This window comes from Pseudomonas sp. S30, from assembly GCF_016518545.1.
GTDB lineage: Bacteria > Pseudomonadota > Gammaproteobacteria > Pseudomonadales > Pseudomonadaceae > Aquipseudomonas.
On record NZ_JACVTO010000001.1, the window covers coordinates 589803 to 609298 of the forward strand.

The window sequence follows — 19496 nt, forward strand, 5'->3', positions numbered from 1 at the left end:
GGTCCTACGGCTCCAGCCCGATCCCACGCAATATCACCTCGGTCACCGTCTGCAACGCCCGTTCGAAGGCCAGGTCCGACAGCGCATCACCGTCATTGAGCAGGGCGACCTGGTAGTCGAAGTCGGCGTAGTGCTGGGTCGCTGCCCAGATCATGTACAGCAGCGCCGAGGGCTCCACTGGCAGGATGCGTCCCTGCTCCACCCAACGGCGGATCTTGGCTTGCTTGAGCTGAGCCCAGGGCACCAACGAGTCTCGCAGACTGTCGCCGAGCAACGGCGCACCATGGAGGATTTCCTCGGCCCACACCTTCGAGCCCAGCGGGCGCGAGCGCGAATGACCCATCTTGGCGCGGATGTAGCTGGTCAGGACCACCCGCGGATCGTCGAAGCGCTCGAAGCACAACGCATCCTGCTTCCACACCTCTAGCAGGTCCTGCAATACCGCACGATACAGTTCGTCCTTGGTACTGAAGTAGTAGTGCAGGTTCGAGCGCGGCAACTGGGCGCGCTCGGCGATGTCGGCCATGGAGGTCACGCCATAGCCCTGCTCGGCGAACACCTGTTCGGCGGCCTGAAGAATCTTCTCGATGTTGCGCCGGCGTATCTGGATCTTGTGGTTGGCCATGGGGCGTCCGCAGCGGAATATCCGGACAAGGCTACCACGCGGGTTCGCGCGATGCGTGCTGCAGATCGAGCACTGTGCTTCGTTCTCCAGTTGCAGCGTCACACCTTCGCCTTCGCTCTGGAAACCCCTCGCCCATGCGTCACGCCCTTCCCTTTTCCTTGCTGGCCCTGTGGGTCAGCGCCGCCGCGCACGCGGTCGAGCTCGACCCCGTGCAGATCCAGGAACAGCAACGCTCTGACCTGGAAGACGCCGCCGACCGGCTGCACGAGACGCCCGGCGCCAGCAATTTGGTGGACATGAGCCGCGTCGACCAGGGCCGGGTGGCCAGCAATCAGGATGTGCTGGCCTACCAGCCCGGGGTGTTCGCCCAATCGGCCGGCAATGACGGCATCAAGCTGTCGATCCGCGGTTCGGGAATCAATCGCGCGCCGGGGGCGCACGGCTCCGGCGTCTACACGATGTTCGACGGTCTGCCGCTGACCGGCCCGGGCGGCACACCCTACGAACTGTTCGAGCCGCTGTGGCTGAGCCGCGCCGAGGTGCTGCGCGGCGCCAACGGCTTCGACCGAGGTGCGTTGGCCCTGGGCGGAGCCATCGACTACGTCACCCATACCGGACACGACGCCGCGCCCTTGCAGGTCCGTTACGAGACTGGCAGCCGCGGCTATGAACGCCGACACATCAGCTCTGGCCAGGTGCTGGGCGACCTGGACTACTATGTGGCGCTGACCGACGCCCACTACGACGGCTATCAGCGCCATGCCAGCGGCAGCGCAAAAGGAATCGCCGCCAACCTGGGCTATCGCTTCAGCCCCAACCTGCAGACCCGCTTCTACCTGCGCTACCGGGAAACCGACAACGAATTGGCCGGGCGCCTGACCAAGGCGCAGATCGAGCACCATCCACGCGCGGCCAATCCTGGTTACCTGTCACGCGACGACAGCCGCCCGCAACCGGGCAGTACCTGGCTCGGCAACAAGACCACCTTCTTCCTCGACGACGACTCGCGCCTCGAAACCGGCCTGGTCTACCACGATTACCCGATGGATCTGCGCGAAGGCCCCATGCGCCTGAAGGTCGCCTACACCGACGTCAGCGCCACCCTGGACTACAAGCGCCGTGACGAATGGTTCGGCCACGAGAGCAAGACCACTGTCGGCTGGCGAACCACCCAGCATCTGCCCAACAGCGGCGCGTCACAGTTCGTGCGCAGCGGCGACGTGTTCGGCCCGCGCACACGCGACTTCAGCTATCAGGGCTCGGACACTGTGCTGCACGTGGGCAACGATCTGCAGTTGCTGCCGGATCTGTGGCTGACCACCGGCCTGGCGATGATCTACACGCGCCGTGAAAGCGCCGTGAGCTACCCGGCCGACGGCGGCAAGGTCAGCCAGCACGACTGGGACTACGCACCGCGCCTCGGCCTGCGCTACGACCTCGATGCGCGCACCCAGGTCTACGGAAACCTCAGCCGCTCCGTGGAACCGCCCCACCCTTGGTCGCTGATCTGGAGTTCGACGGTGGCTACGCAGCCCATCGAGATGCAGAACCAGACCGCGACCACCCTGGAGCTTGGTGCCCGAGGCGAGAATGCGCTCGGACGCTGGGACCTGGCCTGGTACTACTCGCAGGTGCGCCACGAACTGCTGGCGGTAGAGCTGGTGCCCGGCCAGCCCTTCAAGGAATTCAACGCCAGCCCCACGGTGCATCAGGGTGTCGAAGCCGGCTTGGACAGCCTGCTGTGGCAATCTCCAGATGGCGGCAGGCTGTCCCTGCGCCAGGCCTATACCTTCAGCGATTTCCACTACCGCAACGACCCTCGCTTCGGCGACAGCCGCCTGCCGGGCATCCCCATGCACTACTACCAGGCTGAGCTGCGCCACGACTGGCCCAATGGATTCAACCTGGGAGTCAACACCCAGCTCGCCTCGAAAGTGCAGGTGGACTATGCCAATAGCTACCACGCCGACGCCTATGCGCTACTGGGCGCACGTCTTGGCTGGGATTCGCCCAAGCGGGACTGGCAGACCTGGCTGGAGCTGCGCAACCTCACGGGACGGCGCTACGCCGCGACGGTGACACCCGGCTATGACGACCAGGGTAGCGATGCGGCGCGCTCGACCCCGGGTGAAGGCAGGGCGGCCTATGTGGGGATCTCTTACACCTTGAAATAATACATGTGGCCTCGATCTTGTTGCTTGGAGCCTTAGAGGCCAGGGAATCGGCTTCAAAAGCTGCATGAATAATTGGAGATAACCCAATTTCACCTCATCCACCAGAAGCTCCCTACGCATCCGCCGCCCCATTACCTACCTGCACTTTCCGCTCTAGCCCAACACATTCACCTAGCTCGACTCCCATCTCCCGCGCCCACCGGCGCCTGAGGCATAAGACTCGCTGTCAAGCCGGGAAATCATAAGCGCGGGTTTCACTCTTTGGCGTCGGTGAACAAGGTCATTTGTGTGTTCACCGTGCCTGCACAAGACTGATGACGCGGGCCATCTGATCCCGCTCAAACCTTCGAGTCAAAAGGAGTTCAACATGGGTTACCTCCGTGTCTATAGCAGCAAGCTGAACGAGTTGGATAACGAGACCGTCATCGAGCAACCCGCCGATCAGGCCAGCACGCAGCAAGACGCGCTGCAATTGGCCGAATACGAGCAGGCAGAACTGCTCCAAGACTGATCCAGCCTGCGGGGCGACCTTCTGGTCGCCCTGTCCGAGGACTTGCCATGCACACGACACCCGTTGCAGAACGTGAATTGACCTTGGGGCACGCCCGCCAACGCATAGACAAACAACTGAGCGATCTATCGCTGAGCGTCACTGAGCGCTGGGTCGGCACTGCGGTCGGCTCGGCTGAGGTCACCCTGAGCGACGCCGTCGCCGCGGTTAGCCAGGGTTGGGGCAAAGGCTTGGAACACGAAGCGCGGGTAGGCGCGCACTACGAAGCTCTCGAACATCATTTGGACCATTTTCATCCCCGCCGGGTGCACTTCAGTCTGGCCAGCCGTCTGGCGGATTTACCGGCGTTGCGAGATGACTTTCTGCAGCCCTGGCTGGAGGCGCAACCTGACAAGACGCTTGCCTGTCAAAGCTATCTCGGCCTGAACGGAGATTGGCTGTTCGACTATCCACTGGCGCTGAGTAAACCCGGGCATGCCGATCAGCCCTTCACTGACGAAACATTCGACTATCGCGGCTTGCGGCGCTATAGCAGCAACGACAGCTCCGCTATCGGTGCAACATTCCATGAAGCCGTGCTGCATGCCCTGAACCAGAGCATCGAGCGCGATGCGCTGTCATTGTTCTTCCTGCGTACTTATTACTATCAGCAGCAGCCTAATCTTTCATGGGTCTGCAAGCCAGACTCACAGACCGAATTGGGACGAATATGGCGCACAGCCGAGGAGTGCCTTGAAGGGGAGGTCAAGGTACTGGACATCAGTAGTGAGTTCATCAGTCGCTCTTACCTGGCACTACGCGTGTCGCCCGACTCCACGCTGCACGGCGCTTTGTTTGGCGCAGGCAGTTCCCTTGATCCCTGGCATGGTGTGCGCCGCGCCGTCACCGAATTGGTTCAAGTGCAGTTTAATGCTCGAGCACCAGGTGCCATGGACGATCTGAATCTGGCTGACTCCCTCCTGCGACCCTATCCAAGGTTGCATGCCTGCCTGCAGCTGGACATAGAGACATTGAAGCAGGTGCCTGCTCGCGATGTCGGACTGCCGCCACCTGTGGCCCGAGCTTCGGTTGCCGAGCAAGTGGATAGGCTTTGGGCAGACCTGCGCCGACATGGGCTGCAACCGGGCATCTGCGAGGTCTTTCGTGGTATGGAGGGCATCAGCCTGGTTAACGTCGTGGTCCCAGGCCTGGAGCGCTTCCATCTGGTTTGCACCGGCAACGTCGTCTGCCCTGGCCCCAGGGGACGAGCCATGGGACCTCGCCAGCCATGAACACCTACCCACCACTACGCATCTCGCCTGAGAACAGTCCGATGTTGCTACAGGGTTCTCATGCAGGTCTCAAAGATGACATCCAGGAGTTGCGGCTGCCCATAGGCCCTTGCCTGAATGAGCTTTACGTATTGAGCATGCACCGGCAGGCGTATCTTGGCCGCAAGCTGGCAGACGAATCGAACTCGCTGTGGAGCCGCCTCTCCCCCGCTACGCTACTCGGCCCGCTGCATAAGACGCGCTTCTCTGAGGGCGTGATTCGCCTGCAGCACGGCACGCTCGCTCCGTCCGAAAAATCAGAGTTGTTCTTTCAGGCGACGAGTGCGTCAGGTGCGACGATACATTTTCCATTTCCGGTCATGGACTCCACCGGATCCGAGCAGATCGCGCCTCTGCCATTTTGGCAGGATACCGAGCGCTTGGCAGAGGCCCTGGATCATCAGGAGCAGCATTTTCGTCAGCATAGCCTGGCTCTGCTGAAACATCGCCTGAAACCAGGTGATGTCATCTATGATCCAGCATGCTCCACCGGTACGTTCATCGCCCACCTGGCCAGAGGCATGCCAGCGATGCACTGCATTGGAAGCGATATCTGCCCGGCGATGATCGAGCACGCACGCAACCGCCACCCCCTCGATAATCTGCACTTCGCAGCTATGGACGCTGCCTCGTCGTGTCTGGCAGCAACAGGTTGCGACGTCTTGATTCTTCGATTCCTCAACGCCGAAGTCATGCCCCGCCAGCAAGCGATCGATCTGTTCCACCATTTGGCGAGGCTGGTGCGTCGTGGCGGGCTACTGATTCTGTTCGGGCACACACCGGTGCTTTTTCCCGTGGAGCTGGAAGCGCAGCGCCTCGGCTTGAGTGTGGTCGGATGCTTGGCCCAGTGTCCAGAAACTCAGGCCTTGTTCCAGTTTTTCATACTGGAACGCGCCTGAGCCACCTCAGGGCAACTGCACCTGGGGCGTGGTTTCGGTGAAGATCGTCCAACTGGCGATGAACAGCGCGGCGATCAGCGGGCCGATGACGAAACCGTTGAGCCCGAACACCGCCAGCCCGCCCAGGGTCGAGACGAGGATCAGGTAGTCGGGCATGCGCGTGTCCTTGCCGACCAGGATCGGGCGCAGCACATTGTCCACCAATCCGATCACCAAGGTACCGAAGGCGGCGAGTACGACACCTTGCCAGATGGCGCCGGTCAGCAGGAAGTACACGGCGACCGGCCCCCAAACGATACCCGCCCCCACCGCTGGCAACAGCGAAAGGAAGGCCATCAGCACCGCCCAGACCAGCGCACTGGGGATACCCAGCACCCAGAAGATGAATCCACCCAGGGCACCCTGGGTGATCGCCACCAGCAGGTTGCCCTTGACCGTTGCGCGCACCACCCGGTTGAACTTCAGTTGCAGGCGCCGCTTCTGCTGCTCCGGCAGGGGCACCGCCTGGCGCACCTTGCGCGCCAGCTCGGGCCCCTCGCGCAGGAAGAAGAACAGCAGGTAGAGCATGATGCCGAAGCTGACCAGGAAATCGAAGGTGCCCTGGCCGAAGCTGAACGCCTGACTGGCGAGGAAGCGACTGCCTTGGGTCGCCCACACGGTGATCTTCTCGCGCAAACCGTCCAGGTTGCCGACGCCCAGCCGATCCAGCGCATTCTGCGCGAAGTGCGGCAGCATGTCCCGTCCGCGCTCTATGTAGCCGGCGATGTCCAGCTGCCCGCTCTCGATGCGCTGATACAGCGTAGCGCCCTCCTGCACCAGCAGGGCACTGATGACGATCACCGGCAGCACCGCGATCAGCAGGCAGATGGCCAGGGTAGCGCAGGCCGCCAGGTTGCGTCGACGGTTGAAGCGCATCAGCAGGTTGCGCTGAAGTGGCGCGAACAGGATGCCCAGGATCACGCCCCAGAAGATCGCGCCATAGTAAGGCAGCAGAATCCACACGAAGGCGATGGTCACCAGTGCCAGCAGTACGGCCAGTGCCCGGTTCTGTAAAGCGGTTTGGTTCATGGAGATTCCTCGGTTGTCCTGGACCTTAGTGCGCAGGCTCCAGACAAAAGTGCCATCAACGACGTTTGACCCAGGTCAATGCCGTCCCTACGGGCTCGCCGTAGCATGCGCGCCTTTTGCCCAGGTGCATCCATGAAGTCCCTCGCCATGCCCGAATTGCTGGCCCCTGCCGGCTCGCTGAAGACCCTGCGCTACGCCTTCGCCTATGGCGCCGATGCCGTCTACGCCGGCCAGCCGCGCTACAGCCTGAGGGTGCGCAACAACGAATTCGACCATGCCAAGCTTGCGCTGGGGATCCAGGAAGCTCACCTGCTGGGAAAACGCTTCTACGTGGTGGTGAACATCGCGCCCCACAACGCCAAGCTCAAGACCTTCCTCAAGGACCTTGAGCCAGTGATCCAGATGGCACCGGATGCGCTGATCATGTCCGATCCTGGCTTGATCATGCTGGTGCGTCAGCACTTCCCGAACATGCCGGTGCATCTCTCGGTGCAGGCCAACAGCGTGAACTGGGCCAGCGTGAAGTTCTGGCAGCAGTTGGGGCTGAGTCGGGTGATTCTGTCGCGGGAGCTATCGTTGGAGGAAATCGAGGAAATCCGCCGGGAGGTGCCCGAAATGGAACTCGAAGTGTTCGTGCACGGTGCGCTGTGCATGGCCTACTCCGGCCGCTGTCTGCTGTCGGGCTACCTGAACCGGCGCGATGCCAATCAAGGTAGCTGTACCAATGCCTGTCGCTGGAAGTACCAGGCCAGCCCGGCGCGCGAGGATGCCGCAGGTGACATCGTGCGCGAGTTCGAGCCAACCCTGGGCCTAGGTGAGCCAACCGAGCAGGTGTTCCTGCTCCAGGAACAGAACCGCCCCGACGAGCAGATGCCCGCTTTCGAGGACGAGCACGGCACCTACATCATGAATGCCAAGGACCTGCGTGCCGTGCAGCACGTGGAGCGCCTGACGCACATGGGCGTGCATTCGCTGAAGATCGAAGGCCGCACCAAGTCGCATTTCTACTGCGCCCGAGCCGTACAGGCGTACCGTCGCGCCATCGATGACGCAGTAGCCGGACGACCGTTCGATCGTGGCTTGATGGACGACCTCGAATCGCTTGCCCAGCGTGGCTACACCGAAGGCTTCCTGCGTCGCCACGTGCATGATGAATACCAGAACTACCAGCGCGGCCACTCGGTTTCGCAGCGTCATCAATTCGTCGGCGAGCTGACCGGACAGCGCATCGACGGCCTGGCCGAGGTCAGGGTCAAGAATCGGTTCGCGGTCGGCGATACGCTCGAACTGATGACGCCGCAGGGCAACTACGTCTTTACCCTCGACCGCCTGGGCGATGACCGCGGCCGCGCCATCGAGGTCGCTCCGGGCGATGGGCATGTGGTGTACCTGCCAGTGCCTGAGCAGGTTGCGCTGGCGTATGGCCTGTTGATGCGCGAACTGGCACCCGTGAAGGACGCCGACTGACGACACTGTCACCTTCGCTTCAGCTAGCTGTCAGCCTGAGTGGTGCAGGCTAGGTGTTTGCTATCCTGCCGCCGAGGCCGCCGTGCGGCCTATTGATCGAGGAGTCCGTTCATGCCCCGTTACACCCTCTTGACCTATGCCCTGCTGGCCTTCGGTGGCCTGGCTCACGCCAGCCAGACGATCGACGTCTACCGCGACCCCAATTGCGGCTGCTGCAAGCAGTGGATCAGCCACCTGCGCGATCAGGGCTTCAGCATCAACGACCATGTCGAGTCGAACATGAGTGCAGTGAAGCAGCGTCTTGGCGTAGCGCCGCGATTGGCGTCCTGTCATACCGGAGTCATCGATGGCAAGTTCGTCGAGGGACACGTACCGGTCGAACAGGTTCGGCAACTCGCCCAACGCGACGACCTGGCCGGTATCGCGGTGCCGGGCATGCCCCTGGGCTCGCCTGGCATGGAAATGGGCGGGCGCAAGGACCGCTACCAGGTGATAGGCGTGAGCCGTGATGGGCAGGACAGCGTAGTCGCCCAATACTGATGCTCAGCCTGCTGGTACTCTTTCTCAGTGCCCTTGGTGCCGCGACGCTCTTGCCATTGCAGTCGGAGGCCGTACTGGTCGGCCTGCTGCTTCGCGAGCCCGGCGACTGGCTCATCCTGCTGCTGGTGGCGACCTTGGGCAACGTGCTCGGTTCCCTGATCAACTGGCTGTTGGGGCGCGCGGTAGAGCGTCTGCGCGACCGACGCTGGTTCCCCTTCAGCCCGGGTCTGCTGCAACGCGCGCAGCGACGCTACCAGCGCTGGGGACAGTGGTCCCTGCTGCTGAGCTGGTTACCGGTGATAGGCGATCCTCTGACCCTGGTCGCCGGCATCATGCGCGAGCCGTTGTGGCGTTTCCTGCTGCTGGTCACCCTGGCCAAGGCCGGACGCTATCTGGTGCTGGTACTGATCACACTCGGCGGACTCCAGGCCAACTGACACCTTCTCGCACGATGCAGGCCCGCGCCCTGCTAGAGTCGCCCTTTCCTACCTGAATTCGAACAGAACGGAGTCCCTCCCATGTTGCGAGCAACCGTAGTGGCGCTGGCCTGCTGGGCCACCGCCCCGGCCATTGCCGAGCCGTCCCCTTCGTACGGCAGACAACTCGAAGGTTTCGCCTACCCTCACCCTCTGCAGCATTTCGAGTTCCAGTCCCAGCGTCAATCCTTGCAGATGGGCTATATGGATGTGCCCGCCCAGGGCACCGCCAATGGCCGCAGTGTGGTGCTGATGCATGGCAAGAACTTCTGCGGGGCGACCTGGGAGACCACCATCGGGGCATTGAGCAAGGCGGGGTATCGCGTGATCGTGCCGGACCAGGTCGGCTTCTGCACATCCAGTAAACCCGACCATTACCAGTACAGCTTCCAGCAACTGGCCGACAATACCCATGCGCTGCTCCAGCGGCTGGGCGTCGACAAGGTCAGCGTCCTGGGTCACTCCACCGGTGGCATGCTCGCCACCCGCTACGCGCTTATGTACCCGCAGCAGGTGGAGCGTCTGGCCCTCGTCAACCCCATCGGCCTGGAAGACTGGAAGGCGCTCGGAGTGCCCTATCGTAGGATCGACCAGTGGTACGCCCGCGAGCTTCGACTCACCTCCGACAGCGTACGCACCTACGAGCGCAATACCTATTACGTAGGGCGCTGGAAGCCCGAATACGAGCGTTGGGTGCAGATGCTGGCGGGCTTGAACCAGGGTCCGGGACACGAGGCGGTGGCGTGGAATTCCGCTCTGATCTACGACATGATCTTCACCCAGCCGGTGGTCCACGAATTCCAGAACCTGAAAATGCCCACCCTGTTGTTGATCGGCGACAAGGACACCACCGCGATCGGCAGCGACATCGCGCCGGCCGAGGTCAAGGCGAAGCTGGGCAACTACGCGGCCCTGGGGCCCGAGGTCGCCAGGCGCATCCCCCAAGGCACGCTGATCACTTTCCAGGGCCTGGGCCATGCGCCGCAGATCGAGCAGCCGGAACAGTTCCACCAGGCCCTGCTCGGTTGGCTGAAGTGACGAGCGTCAGGCGAAACGCTGCAGCTGCATTTCCTGCAACCGGCTGTAGGTCCGGCGAAAGGCGAAGGACAGATACCCTTGGGCATAGAGCTGTTCCAGGGGCACCTGCGCTTCGAGGTAGAGCACGACGCGGCGGTCGTAGCACTCGTCCACCAGCGCGATGAAACGCCGAACGCTGTCGTCTCTGGGCGACAGCGCCGGCAGCTCGCGGTCACCTGCAACCACTCGACGGGCGCCATCCTCGGTGCCACGCGCGATACGACCGGGGCGCTGCTCGCCGCCCAGTGCCGGTACGCCGCTTACAAGAATAGCGTCGTAACGGTCGCACAGCGCCATGAAGTCGAGCGCGGCAAGCGGTCGCTCACAAAGGTGGGCATAGTCGCACCACAGCACCCGATCGCTGCGCCGGATGACCTGGAGCTGGCGCGAACCGATCTGCAAGGGCTGCTGACTCGCGTGCGGCTCGCAGGCCAGCTGCCGGAAGACAGCCTCCAGCGCACATGCCTCATTCGCCTGCGCTACCCAGTAGCGTTGCTTGGGGGTGCCTGGATGCAACCGGTGATCCTGTCTTCCTGCGACGGCCACCTGTTGCATATGCTGTTCGATGGCCGCGATGGCCGGAAGGAAGCGCTCGCGGTTGAAGCCATCCTGATAGAGTTGATCCGCGGGCTGATTCGAGGTGGCCACGACCACTACGCCCAGGTCGAAGAGCGCACTGAACAGACGACCGAGAATGATCGCATCGCCGATGTCGTTGACGAACAGCTCGTCGAAACACAGTACACGGATTTCGCCAGCCAGTGCCTGAGCCAGCGCCTGGAGAGGATCGGCCGTTCCACTGAGCTGGAACAGGCGGCGATGTACCCAGGCCATGAAGTGGTGGAAATGCAGTCGACGTGAAGGCACCTGCAGGCAACGATGGAACAGGTCCATCAGCCAGGTCTTGCCACGACCGACCGGCCCCCACAAATAGACACCACCAGTGCGATGCCCACGCTGCACCGCATCGAAGCAGCTCTGCAACGCCGATACGGCCGTGGCCTGGGCGGGGTCTGGTACGAAGTCCTGGCGTTGCAGGGCTTGCTGATAGAGGTCGTGCGGCGTCATGGCGGCGAGCCTGGACAAAGCCGCCATGATAGACCAGTCGGCCCCTCAGGGGTGATGCGTCAGCGCTTGTCCAGGCCGACCTTCAATAGCGCGCCGTCCTTGGCATCGGTCAGCAGGTACAGGTAGCCATCCGGGCCGACGCGCACGTCGCGGATACGCGCCTTGAGCTCGCCCAGCAGACGCTCCTCATGAACGATCTTGTCGCCATCGAGCTGCAGGCGGATCAGTTCTTCGGTGGCTAGCGCTCCGATGAACAGGTTGTGATCCCAGGCTTTGAAAGTCGGGCTGTCGTAGAACGCCATGCCGCTGATACCTGGCGATTTCTCCCAGACATGGTGCGGATCTTCCATGCCATCGACGTGCTTGCCCTTGGCCTCGGGAATGGGCTGCATCGAGTAGTCGATGCCGTGAGTGGCGATCGGCCAGCCATAGTTCCTGCCCGCTTTTGGAATGTTGATTTCATCGCCGCCACGCGGTCCGTGCTCATGGGTCCAGAGCTTGCCAGTCCATGGGTTGAGTGCTGCGCCCTGCTGATTGCGATGCCCGAATGACCAGATTTCCGGCCGGACATTGGCTTGACCCACGAAAGGGTTGTCCTTGGGCACTTCACCATCCGGCAGGATACGCACCAGTTTGCCCTGCAACTTGTCGAGATCCTGAGCGGTAGAGCGCTGGTTGTTCTCGCCCAGGGCAATGAACAGGTGACCCTCGCGGTCGAATACCAGTCTCGATCCAAAATGGTTGCCAACCGACAGCTTGGGCTGCTGGCGGAAGATCACGTTGAAATTCTCCAGCCGCGTGCGGTCCTCTGACAGCTGTCCACGACCGACTGCCGTACCCGCCTTGCCGTCCTTGCCTTCCTCGGCAAAGGAGAGGTAAACGGTGCGGTCCTTGGCGAAATCTGGTGAAAGCGCCACGTCGAGCAAGCCGCCCTGCCCTTGCGCCCAGACAACGGGCACGCCGGACAAAGGCGCCCCTACCTTGCCTTCGGCATTGACGATGCGAAGATTGCCGGGCTTTTCGGTGACCAGCATGTCCTTGCCGCCTGGCAGGAAGGCTAGCGCCCAGGGGTGATCGAGGCCATCGGCCACGGTGCTGACGGTCAACTGGCCCTCCTCACTGGGCAACTGTCGCTCTTGCGCAGCAGACGCCAATAGTGGGAACAGCGCAGCGGCTGCCAATGTTGCCATCCAGGTACGTGGTGTCATAAAGGGTCCTTCCATTGGGGGTCAAGGTGTGCGCAGCGAATCGCGCGGTGGACGAGTGGGCTCCAGATTCGGACGCTCGGGGGCGCGACGCAGGTTGTCTCCGTTGCCGACCCCTCTGTTGTCGAGCGTAGCAGGACGCTCGACAGGCGCCGTGGAAGGTCCGCGCACTGGAGGCGTGGCCGGAATAGTGCCTTGTCGACTGTTGGGATTGGCTCGCTTGATCGGGCTATTGTAGGGATTGGCAGGGTCAATGGCCGCCAACCTCGGGACCTGTCCATCGGCAGCGTAGACCGGCATCCCCAGGAGCAGGCTGATAACCATGAGCAACTGTGTAGGTTTCATGAGTCACCTTCAGTACGAAATGTCGGGACTAAGCATTGGATAGCCTAAGCCCCGACAGGTTCGCCACAAAAGCGTGAGGCCGGGATGAGTTGATTCGTGATGTTTCGGGGACCGGTCACCGAGACAAGCGGCGTGGTCTCCGCCTGCTCCGCTTGGGTGTCGGTAACCATTCGAGACTCAAGGCTGCAGTTCAGGTCACAGACCTGCCACCACTGCTCTGAGAGTCGTGGAGGCACACCCTTCCCTGGGTCGGCGAGTAGAAGGCCGGGTATCGCAGGCCATGGTGTGCCGTGCGGCCTTGCAAAACGGTCTGGATGACAGCGCCAAGGGCGCCCATGCTTTAAACGCTGCGGTGCTTTTGCCAAACTGGTGCTCGTTCCACTGCCAAGGTGCGCCTCGATGACTGCCCTACTTCGCTCCACCCTTCGCCTGTGCCTGGCCGCTACACTGGCGCTGTCGTTCGTATCCTGCGCGCTGCTCCAGCAACGCGATCCGCTGAACGTCAACGTCATCGGTATCGACCCGCTCCCTGGCCAGGACCTGGAGCTGCGCATGGCGGTCAAGATCCGAGTGCAGAATCCGAACGAAACGCCTGTGGACTTCGATGGCATCGCGCTCAATCTGGAAGTGAACGACCAGCCCTTGGCTGCCGGCGTCAGCGACCAGCGGGGACATATCGGTCGGTACGAGGAAACGGTGATCGTCGTGCCGGTGAGCATCAGCGCATTCTCGGTCCTGCGCCAGGCGTACGGGCTAGGCCGCACCCAATCGCTGCAGGGCCTGCCCTACGTGCTCCGGGGCAAGCTGGCCGGTGGCCCGCTGGGCACGGTGCGCTTCGTCGACAAAGGCAAGCTCGACCTGCCTCAGCCAGGCAGCACCGGTTGGTAAGGTCAACGGCTGGTGCTGGCAGCGGCCATCATCTTGTTGACCTCGCTGCGCACCATGTTGGCGAACTCCGGTGGCGACATGCCGCCCAGTTCGGCGCGAACCCACTCGGCCCATTTGCCCTTGCGTCGCGACTTCTCGGCAATCAGCCTGCCCGCCTCGGCTTTGGCCTTGCCGAGGTTATTCTGCCACAGTTCGAACAGCCGAGCCTTTTCAGCCTCGATCTGCGCACGCTCGGTGAAGTCTCTGTTGGCGAGATTGAAACTCATGGTCTTTCCTGCCGCTTGAAATTGCGCGGTATCTTACACCCTCAGGAGACTGCCCCGCCAAACCCGTGCAACTTTCGCGGCGCGGCGCTTTCCATTATTAACATCAACCCATCCCAAGGAGGCACTTATGGCCAGGAAATCCAACGCCAATACCGACGTGGAGCAGATCAAGGACCAGGTCTTCAGCGAACTGCAGTCGCTGATCGAAGAATCGGAAAAGCTTCTGGACAATAGCGCTTCCCTGGTCGGCGAAGAGGCTGACACCCTACGCGCCCAGCTGGGTCAGAAGTTGAATCAGGCGCGCCAGGCGACCAGCCGTCTGGGCCAGAAGGCTCAGCCGGTGGTGGAGGCCACCGAAGAGCTGATCGGCATCCATCCCTGGCAGACCGTCGCAATCTCTGCGGGGATCGGACTGGTCGTTGGCCTGCTCCTGGGCCGTCGCCAGTAGTACCCACCCTCGCTTCAAGGTCCGGAATCGTCTCAGGCGGGCCGGGCCATCGGAATGCCGCTATGGAAGCGCATCTCTACGTCTGCGGAGCTGATCAGCTCCGCTTCCACTTCCCGCACCCTCTCCACGACTCGAGCGATGTCGGCTCCTTCACCATACTGGTGTGCCAGCTTCAGATAGCCCTGATAATGCCTGGCCTCACTTTTTAGCAGTCCGTAGTAGAAGGTGCCCAGCTCATCGTCCAGATGCGGCACCAGGGCTGCGAAGCGCTCACAACTGCGGGCTTCGATGAATGCGCCCACTACAAGGGTGTCGACCAACTTGACCGGCTCGTGGGCCCGTACCACGCGGCGCAGGCCCGAGGCATAGCGCCCTGCCGACACGGGCCGCAACGGCACGCCGCGGCGCTTCATCAAACGCAGCACTTGCTCATGGTGCACCAGTTCCTCGCGTGCCAGGCGCGACATCATGTTGATCAGGTCGAGATGAGTGTTGTATTTGGCGATCAGGCTGAGCGCAGTACTGGCCGCTTTGAACTCGCAGTTCTTGTGGTCGATCAGCAGAGTGTGCTCATCGGCCAATGCAGCTGTGATCCAGGCGTCGGGTGTCGGGCACCCCAGGAAGGCATCGATTTCAGGGATCAAGGACATAAGCTCGTGATGGTCAGCAACGCGGGAGCGCGGATTATACCGGCGCTTATGCTGATCTCCAGCCTTTGTGATTGATGCACGTCAGGCGCCACCCTCCAGCACGGCAACTATAGTCAAGCATGCACTCTCTTCCACCACAGGAGTATGAGCCATGCAAGCGGTGCGTAGCATTCTTGTCGTTCTCGACCCCGAGCACGCCCATAGCCGCGCGCTGGCACGTGCCAAGCTGATAGCAGGCGTGACCGGTGCACGTCTGCATTTGCTGATGTGCGATCGCAGGCGTGACCACGACGCTCTGCTGAGCCTTCTGGTCAGCCAGTTGCACGATGACGGTTACGATCAGGTGAGCCACGAGCAAGCCTGGCACGACACCTTGCACGAGTCGATCATCACCGTTCAGCAAGCCGAAGGGTGTGAACTGGTCATCAAGGAACACCGCCCGGACAACCCATTGCGCAAGGCCCTTCTGACACCCAACGACTGGAAACTGCTGCGTCATTGTCCCTGCGCGGTGCTGATGGTGAAGAGCGAGCGGCCCTGGAGCGGTGGATCGATACTGGCGGCAGTGGATGTGGGCAACAAGGACCAGGATCATCAGCGTCTGCATGCCAGCATCATCGATCATGGCTATACCATCGCCAATCTGGTCAAAGGCGAATTCCACGTGGTCAATGCCTATCCTTCACCCATGCTGGCCGCGTCCGACCCGGTTTACCAGCTAAGTGAGAGCATCGAGCGCCACTATCGTGAAGCATGCTCGGCTTTCCAGACGGAATTCGGGATCGACGAACGGCGCATGCATATTGCCGAAGGCCCTGCCGATGTCTTGATTCCCCATGTCGAGAAACAGATCGATGCCGTGGTGACCATCATCGGAACCGTGGCGCGTACCGATCTCTCGGGTGCCTTGATTGGCAATACCGCCGAGGTGGTGCTCGATTCGCTGGAAGGGGACGTGCTGGTGCTCAAGAGCGACGCCTGCATCGCGCACCTGGAGCCATCGCCAACGGACTGACTCATGCGCTAAGACGTTCAAAGATGCGACGGCCGTCAATCGCCAAAAAGACAAAACCCCTACCTGCGCGAGCAGATAGGGGTTTTGCGGGATGAATCTTGACGATGACCTACTCTCACATGGGGAAACCCCACACTACCATCGGCGATGCATCGTTTCACTGCTGAGTTCGGGATGGGATCAGGTGGTTCCAATGCTCTATGGTCGTCAAGAAATCTGGTTGCCAGAGTCGCCTTGCAGCGCCTTCGGCCTATTCGGATATGTGATGTCTGTGGTTCGTCGCGAACTTTCGGTTCGTGTCGTCTTCACCACCTCAATCTGTGCCGCTGCACGAGCCGCTCAGATTGCTTGGGTGTTATATGGTCAAGCCTCACGGGCAATTAGTATGGGTTAGCTCAACGCCTCACAGCGCTTACACACCCCACCTATCAACGTCGTAGTCTTCGACGGCCCTTCAGGGGATTCAAGATCCCAGTGAGATCTCATCTTGAGGCAAGTTTCCCGCTTAGATGCTTTCAGCGGTTATCTCTTCCGAACATAGCTACCCGGCAATGCCACTGGCGTGACAACCGGAACACCAGAGGTTCGTCCACTCCGGTCCTCTCGTACTAGGAGCAGCCCCTCTCAAATCTCAAACGTCCACGGCAGATAGGGACCGAACTGTCTCACGACGTTCTAAACCCAGCTCGCGTACCACTTTAAATGGCGAACAGCCATACCCTTGGGACCGGCTTCAGCCCCAGGATGTGATGAGCCGACATCGAGGTGCCAAACACCGCCGTCGATATGAACTCTTGGGCGGTATCAGCCTGTTATCCCCGGAGTACCTTTTATCCGTTGAGCGATGGCCCTTCCATACAGAACCACCGGATCACTAAGACCTACTTTCGTACCTGCTCGACGTGTCTGTCTCGCAGTCAAGCGCGCTTTTGCCTTTATACTCTACGACCGATTTCCGACCGGTCTGAGCGCACCTTCGTACTCCTCCGTTACTCTTTGGGAGGAGACCGCCCCAGTCAAACTACCCACCATACACTGTCCTCGATCCGGATCACGGACCTGAGTTAGAACCTCAAGGTTGCCAGGGTGGTATTTCAAGGATGGCTCCATGAGAACTGGCGTCCCCACTTCAAAGCCTCCCACCTATCCTACACAAGCAAGCTCAAAGTCCAGTGCAAAGCTATAGTAAAGGTTCACGGGGTCTTTCCGTCTAGCCGCGGATACACTGCATCTTCACAGCGATTTCAATTTCACTGAGTCTCGGGTGGAGACAGCGCCGCCATCGTTACGCCATTCGTGCAGGTCGGAACTTACCCGACAAGGAATTTCGCTACCTTAGGACCGTTATAGTTACGGCCGCCGTTTACCGGGGCTTCGATCAAGAGCTTCGCTTGCGCTAACCCCATCAATTAACCTTCCGGCACCGGGCAGGCGTCACACCCTATACGTCCACTTTCGTGTTTGCAGAGTGCTGTGTTTTTAATAAACAGTCGCAGCGGCCTGGTATCTTCGACCGGCATGAGCTTACGCAGTAAATGCTTCACCCTCGCCGGCGCACCTTCTCCCGAAGTTACGGTGCCATTTTGCCTAGTTCCTTCACCCGAGTTCTCTCAAGCGCCTTGGTATTCTCTACCTAACCACCTGTGTCGGTTTGGGGTACGGTTCCCAGTTATCTGAAGCTTAGGAGCTTTTCTTGGAAGCATGGTATCAACCACTTCGTCGCCTGAAGGCAACTCGTCATCAGCTCTCGGCCTTGAAATCCCGGATTTGCCTAAGATTCCAGCCTACCACCTTAAACCTGGACAACCAACGCCAGGCTGGCCTAACCTTCTCCGTCCCTCCATCGCAATAACTGCAAGTACAGGAATATTAACCTGTTTTCCATCGACTACGCTTTTCAGCCTCGCCTTAGGGACCGACTAACCCTGCGTCGATTAACGTTGCGCAGGAAACCTTGGTCTTTCGGCGTGCGAGTTTTTCACTCGCATTGTCGTTACTCATGTCAGCATTCGCACTTCTGATACCTCCAGCAAGCTTCTCAACTCACCTTCACAGGCTTACAGAACGCTCCTCTACCGCATCACCAAAGGTGATACCCGTAGCTTCGGTGCATGGTTTGAGCCCCGTTACATCTTCCGCGCAGGCCGACTCGACTAGTGAGCTATTACGCTTTCTTTAAAGGGTGGCTGCTTCTAAGCCAACCTCCTAGCTGTCTAAGCCTTCCCACATCGTTTCCCACTTAACCATGACTTTGGGACCTTAGCTGACGGTCTGGGTTGTTTCCCTTTTCACGACGGACGTTAGCACCCGCCGTGTGTCTCCCATGCTCGGCACTTGCTGGTATTCGGAGTTTGCATCGGTTTGGTAAGTCGGGATGACCCCCTAGCCGAAACAGTGCTCTACCCCCAGCAGTGATACATGAGGCGCTACCTAAATAGCTTTCGAGGAGAACCAGCTATCTCCGAGCTTGATTAGCCTTTCACTCCGATCCACAGGTCATCCGCTAACTTTTCAACGGTAGTCGGTTCGGTCCTCCAGTCAGTGTTACCTAACCTTCAACCTGCCCATGGATAGATCGCCCGGTTTCGGGTCTATACCCAGCGACTAAACGCCCTATTAAGACTCGCTTTCGCTACGCCTCCCCTATTCGGTTAAGCTCGCCACTGAATATAAGTCGCTGACCCATTATACAAAAGGTACGCAGTCACCTAACAAAGTAGGCTCCCACTGCTTGTACGCATACGGTTTCAGGTTCTATTTCACTCCCCTCTCCGGGGTTCTTTTCGCCTTTCCCTCACGGTACTGGTTCACTATCGGTCAGTCAGTAGTATTTAGCCTTGGAGGATGGTCCCCCCATGTTCAGACAAAGTTTCTCGTGCTCCGTCCTACTCGATTTCACGTGCAAGAGATTTTCGTGTACGGGGCTATCACCCACTATGGCCGCACTTTCCAGAGCGTTCCACTAATCTCAAACCCGCTTAAGGGCTGGTCCCCGTTCGCTCGCCACTACTAAGGGAATCTCGGTTGATTTCTATTCCTCAGGGTACTTAGATGTTTCAGTTCCCCTGGTTCGCCTCTTGCACCTATGGATTCAGTACAAGATACCTAGGTTATCCTAGGTGGGTTCCCCCATTCAGAGATCTCTGGATCACAGTCTGTTTGCCGACTCCCCAAAGCTTATCGCAGGCTACCACGTCTTTCATCGCCTCTGACTGCCAAGGCATCCACCGTATGCGCTTCTTCACTTGACCATATAACCCCAAGCAATCTGGTTATACTGTGAAGACGACATTCGCCGAAAATTCGCACGTCGCCCTTGCGGGCAGAACTCACAAATTTTACCTCAGCCTGATGCCCAGCAGTGAAACTGGCCATCAGTCTGTATCTATCACATATCCGAATTTTTAAAGAACGATCTGGCAAAAGCCAGAAATCAACATTCCGACACGACGCCAGGCGGCGTG

Annotated in this window: 18 protein-coding genes and 2 rRNA genes; 11 read left to right on the top strand and 9 right to left on the bottom strand. The window is 60.4% G+C overall.

What is annotated here, in order from left to right; genetic code table 11:
- Positions 1–4 precede the first annotated feature (4 nt).
- Positions 5–625 (bottom strand): TetR/AcrR family transcriptional regulator, encoded by a 621-nt coding sequence (locus IAE34_RS02735; RefSeq protein ID WP_200137301.1) that lies wholly within the window; start codon positions 623–625, stop codon positions 5–7.
- A gap of 134 nt (positions 626–759) precedes the next feature.
- On the opposite strand from IAE34_RS02735, the gene IAE34_RS02740 reads away from it, so the two are divergent.
- From IAE34_RS02740 to IAE34_RS02755, 4 genes are all read left to right on the top strand, one after another.
- On the top strand, positions 760–2799 hold the full coding sequence (locus IAE34_RS02740; RefSeq protein WP_200137302.1) for a TonB-dependent receptor family protein: 2040 nt from the start codon (positions 760–762) through the stop codon (positions 2797–2799).
- A gap of 367 nt (positions 2800–3166) precedes the next feature.
- On the top strand, positions 3167–3310 hold the full coding sequence (locus IAE34_RS02745; RefSeq protein WP_200137303.1) for a hypothetical protein: 144 nt from the start codon (positions 3167–3169) through the stop codon (positions 3308–3310).
- A gap of 47 nt (positions 3311–3357) precedes the next feature.
- Positions 3358–4581, top strand: coding sequence for a YcaO-like family protein (locus IAE34_RS02750; protein ID WP_200137304.1), 1224 nt, complete (start codon positions 3358–3360; stop codon positions 4579–4581).
- Positions 4578–5519 carry a class I SAM-dependent methyltransferase gene (locus IAE34_RS02755; protein ID WP_200137305.1) on the top strand — a complete coding sequence of 314 codons (942 nt, stop codon included), beginning with the start codon at positions 4578–4580 and terminating at the stop codon, positions 5517–5519. Before IAE34_RS02750 ends, IAE34_RS02755 begins: the two co-directional genes overlap by 4 nt.
- A gap of 6 nt (positions 5520–5525) precedes the next feature.
- On the opposite strand, the gene IAE34_RS02760 is transcribed toward IAE34_RS02755, so the two are convergent.
- Complete coding sequence (locus tag IAE34_RS02760; RefSeq protein ID WP_200137306.1) at positions 5526–6587, bottom strand: AI-2E family transporter; 1062 nt, start codon at positions 6585–6587, stop codon at positions 5526–5528.
- Between the two features lie 132 nt (positions 6588–6719).
- Between IAE34_RS02760 and trhP the strand changes: the two genes are divergently transcribed.
- The 4 genes from trhP (at position 6720) to IAE34_RS02780 (ending at position 10108) form a co-directional block, all read left to right on the top strand.
- On the top strand, positions 6720–8054 hold the full coding sequence (trhP, locus tag IAE34_RS02765; protein ID WP_200137307.1) for a prephenate-dependent tRNA uridine(34) hydroxylase TrhP: 1335 nt from the start codon (positions 6720–6722) through the stop codon (positions 8052–8054).
- A gap of 111 nt (positions 8055–8165) precedes the next feature.
- The gene (locus IAE34_RS02770) at positions 8166–8594 is read left to right on the top strand and encodes a DUF411 domain-containing protein (protein ID WP_200137308.1); all 429 of its coding nucleotides are present in this window, start codon (positions 8166–8168) and stop codon (positions 8592–8594) included.
- Positions 8594–9031 carry a YqaA family protein gene (locus IAE34_RS02775; RefSeq protein WP_200137309.1) on the top strand — a complete coding sequence of 146 codons (438 nt, stop codon included), beginning with the start codon at positions 8594–8596 and terminating at the stop codon, positions 9029–9031. Before IAE34_RS02770 ends, IAE34_RS02775 begins: the two co-directional genes overlap by 1 nt.
- 81 nt (positions 9032–9112) lie before the next feature.
- Positions 9113–10108 carry an alpha/beta fold hydrolase gene (locus tag IAE34_RS02780; protein ID WP_200137310.1) on the top strand — a complete coding sequence of 332 codons (996 nt, stop codon included), beginning with the start codon at positions 9113–9115 and terminating at the stop codon, positions 10106–10108.
- Positions 10109–10114: 6 nt separating this feature from the next.
- Here IAE34_RS02780 and zapE read toward each other — a convergent pair whose 3' ends face one another.
- From zapE to IAE34_RS24280, 3 genes are read right to left on the bottom strand one after another with little or no spacing between them, the layout of a single operon-like run.
- The gene (gene zapE / locus IAE34_RS02785; RefSeq protein WP_200137311.1) at positions 10115–11215 is read right to left on the bottom strand and encodes a cell division protein ZapE; all 1101 of its coding nucleotides are present in this window, start codon (positions 11213–11215) and stop codon (positions 10115–10117) included.
- A gap of 59 nt (positions 11216–11274) precedes the next feature.
- A complete protein-coding gene (locus IAE34_RS02790; protein WP_200137312.1) occupies positions 11275–12423 on the bottom strand; it encodes a PQQ-dependent sugar dehydrogenase in 1149 nt (382 codons plus the stop codon).
- 21 nt (positions 12424–12444) lie between these two features.
- Complete coding sequence (locus IAE34_RS24280; RefSeq protein WP_200604664.1) at positions 12445–12765, bottom strand: hypothetical protein; 321 nt, start codon at positions 12763–12765, stop codon at positions 12445–12447.
- 399 nt (positions 12766–13164) lie between these two features.
- Here IAE34_RS24280 and IAE34_RS02795 point away from each other — a divergent pair, with 399 nt between their 5' ends.
- Entirely contained in the window at positions 13165–13653 is a 489-nt protein-coding gene (locus tag IAE34_RS02795; protein ID WP_200137313.1) for an LEA type 2 family protein, read from the top strand.
- 2 nt (positions 13654–13655) lie between these two features.
- Here IAE34_RS02795 and IAE34_RS02800 read toward each other — a convergent pair whose 3' ends face one another.
- The gene (locus IAE34_RS02800) at positions 13656–13919 is read right to left on the bottom strand and encodes a hypothetical protein (RefSeq protein ID WP_200137314.1); all 264 of its coding nucleotides are present in this window, start codon (positions 13917–13919) and stop codon (positions 13656–13658) included.
- Between the two features lie 127 nt (positions 13920–14046).
- Between IAE34_RS02800 and IAE34_RS02805 the strand changes: the two genes are divergently transcribed.
- Positions 14047–14367, top strand: a complete 321-nt coding sequence (locus IAE34_RS02805; RefSeq protein WP_200137315.1) for a DUF883 family protein — start codon at positions 14047–14049, stop codon at positions 14365–14367.
- A gap of 32 nt (positions 14368–14399) precedes the next feature.
- Here the strand turns inward: IAE34_RS02805 and IAE34_RS02810 are convergent, their stop codons facing one another.
- The gene (locus IAE34_RS02810) at positions 14400–15017 is read right to left on the bottom strand and encodes a tRNA-(ms[2]io[6]A)-hydroxylase (protein WP_200137316.1); all 618 of its coding nucleotides are present in this window, start codon (positions 15015–15017) and stop codon (positions 14400–14402) included.
- A gap of 151 nt (positions 15018–15168) precedes the next feature.
- Between IAE34_RS02810 and IAE34_RS02815 the strand changes: the two genes are divergently transcribed.
- Positions 15169–16032 carry a universal stress protein gene (locus IAE34_RS02815; protein ID WP_200137317.1) on the top strand — a complete coding sequence of 288 codons (864 nt, stop codon included), beginning with the start codon at positions 15169–15171 and terminating at the stop codon, positions 16030–16032.
- Between the two features lie 96 nt (positions 16033–16128).
- On the opposite strand, the gene rrf is transcribed toward IAE34_RS02815, so the two are convergent.
- Together rrf and IAE34_RS02825 are read right to left on the bottom strand one after the other, a co-directional pair.
- A 5S ribosomal RNA gene (gene rrf / locus IAE34_RS02820) occupies positions 16129–16244 on the bottom strand.
- A gap of 147 nt (positions 16245–16391) precedes the next feature.
- Positions 16392–19283 (bottom strand): 23S ribosomal RNA (locus IAE34_RS02825).
- Between the last annotated feature and the right edge of the window lie 213 nt (positions 19284–19496).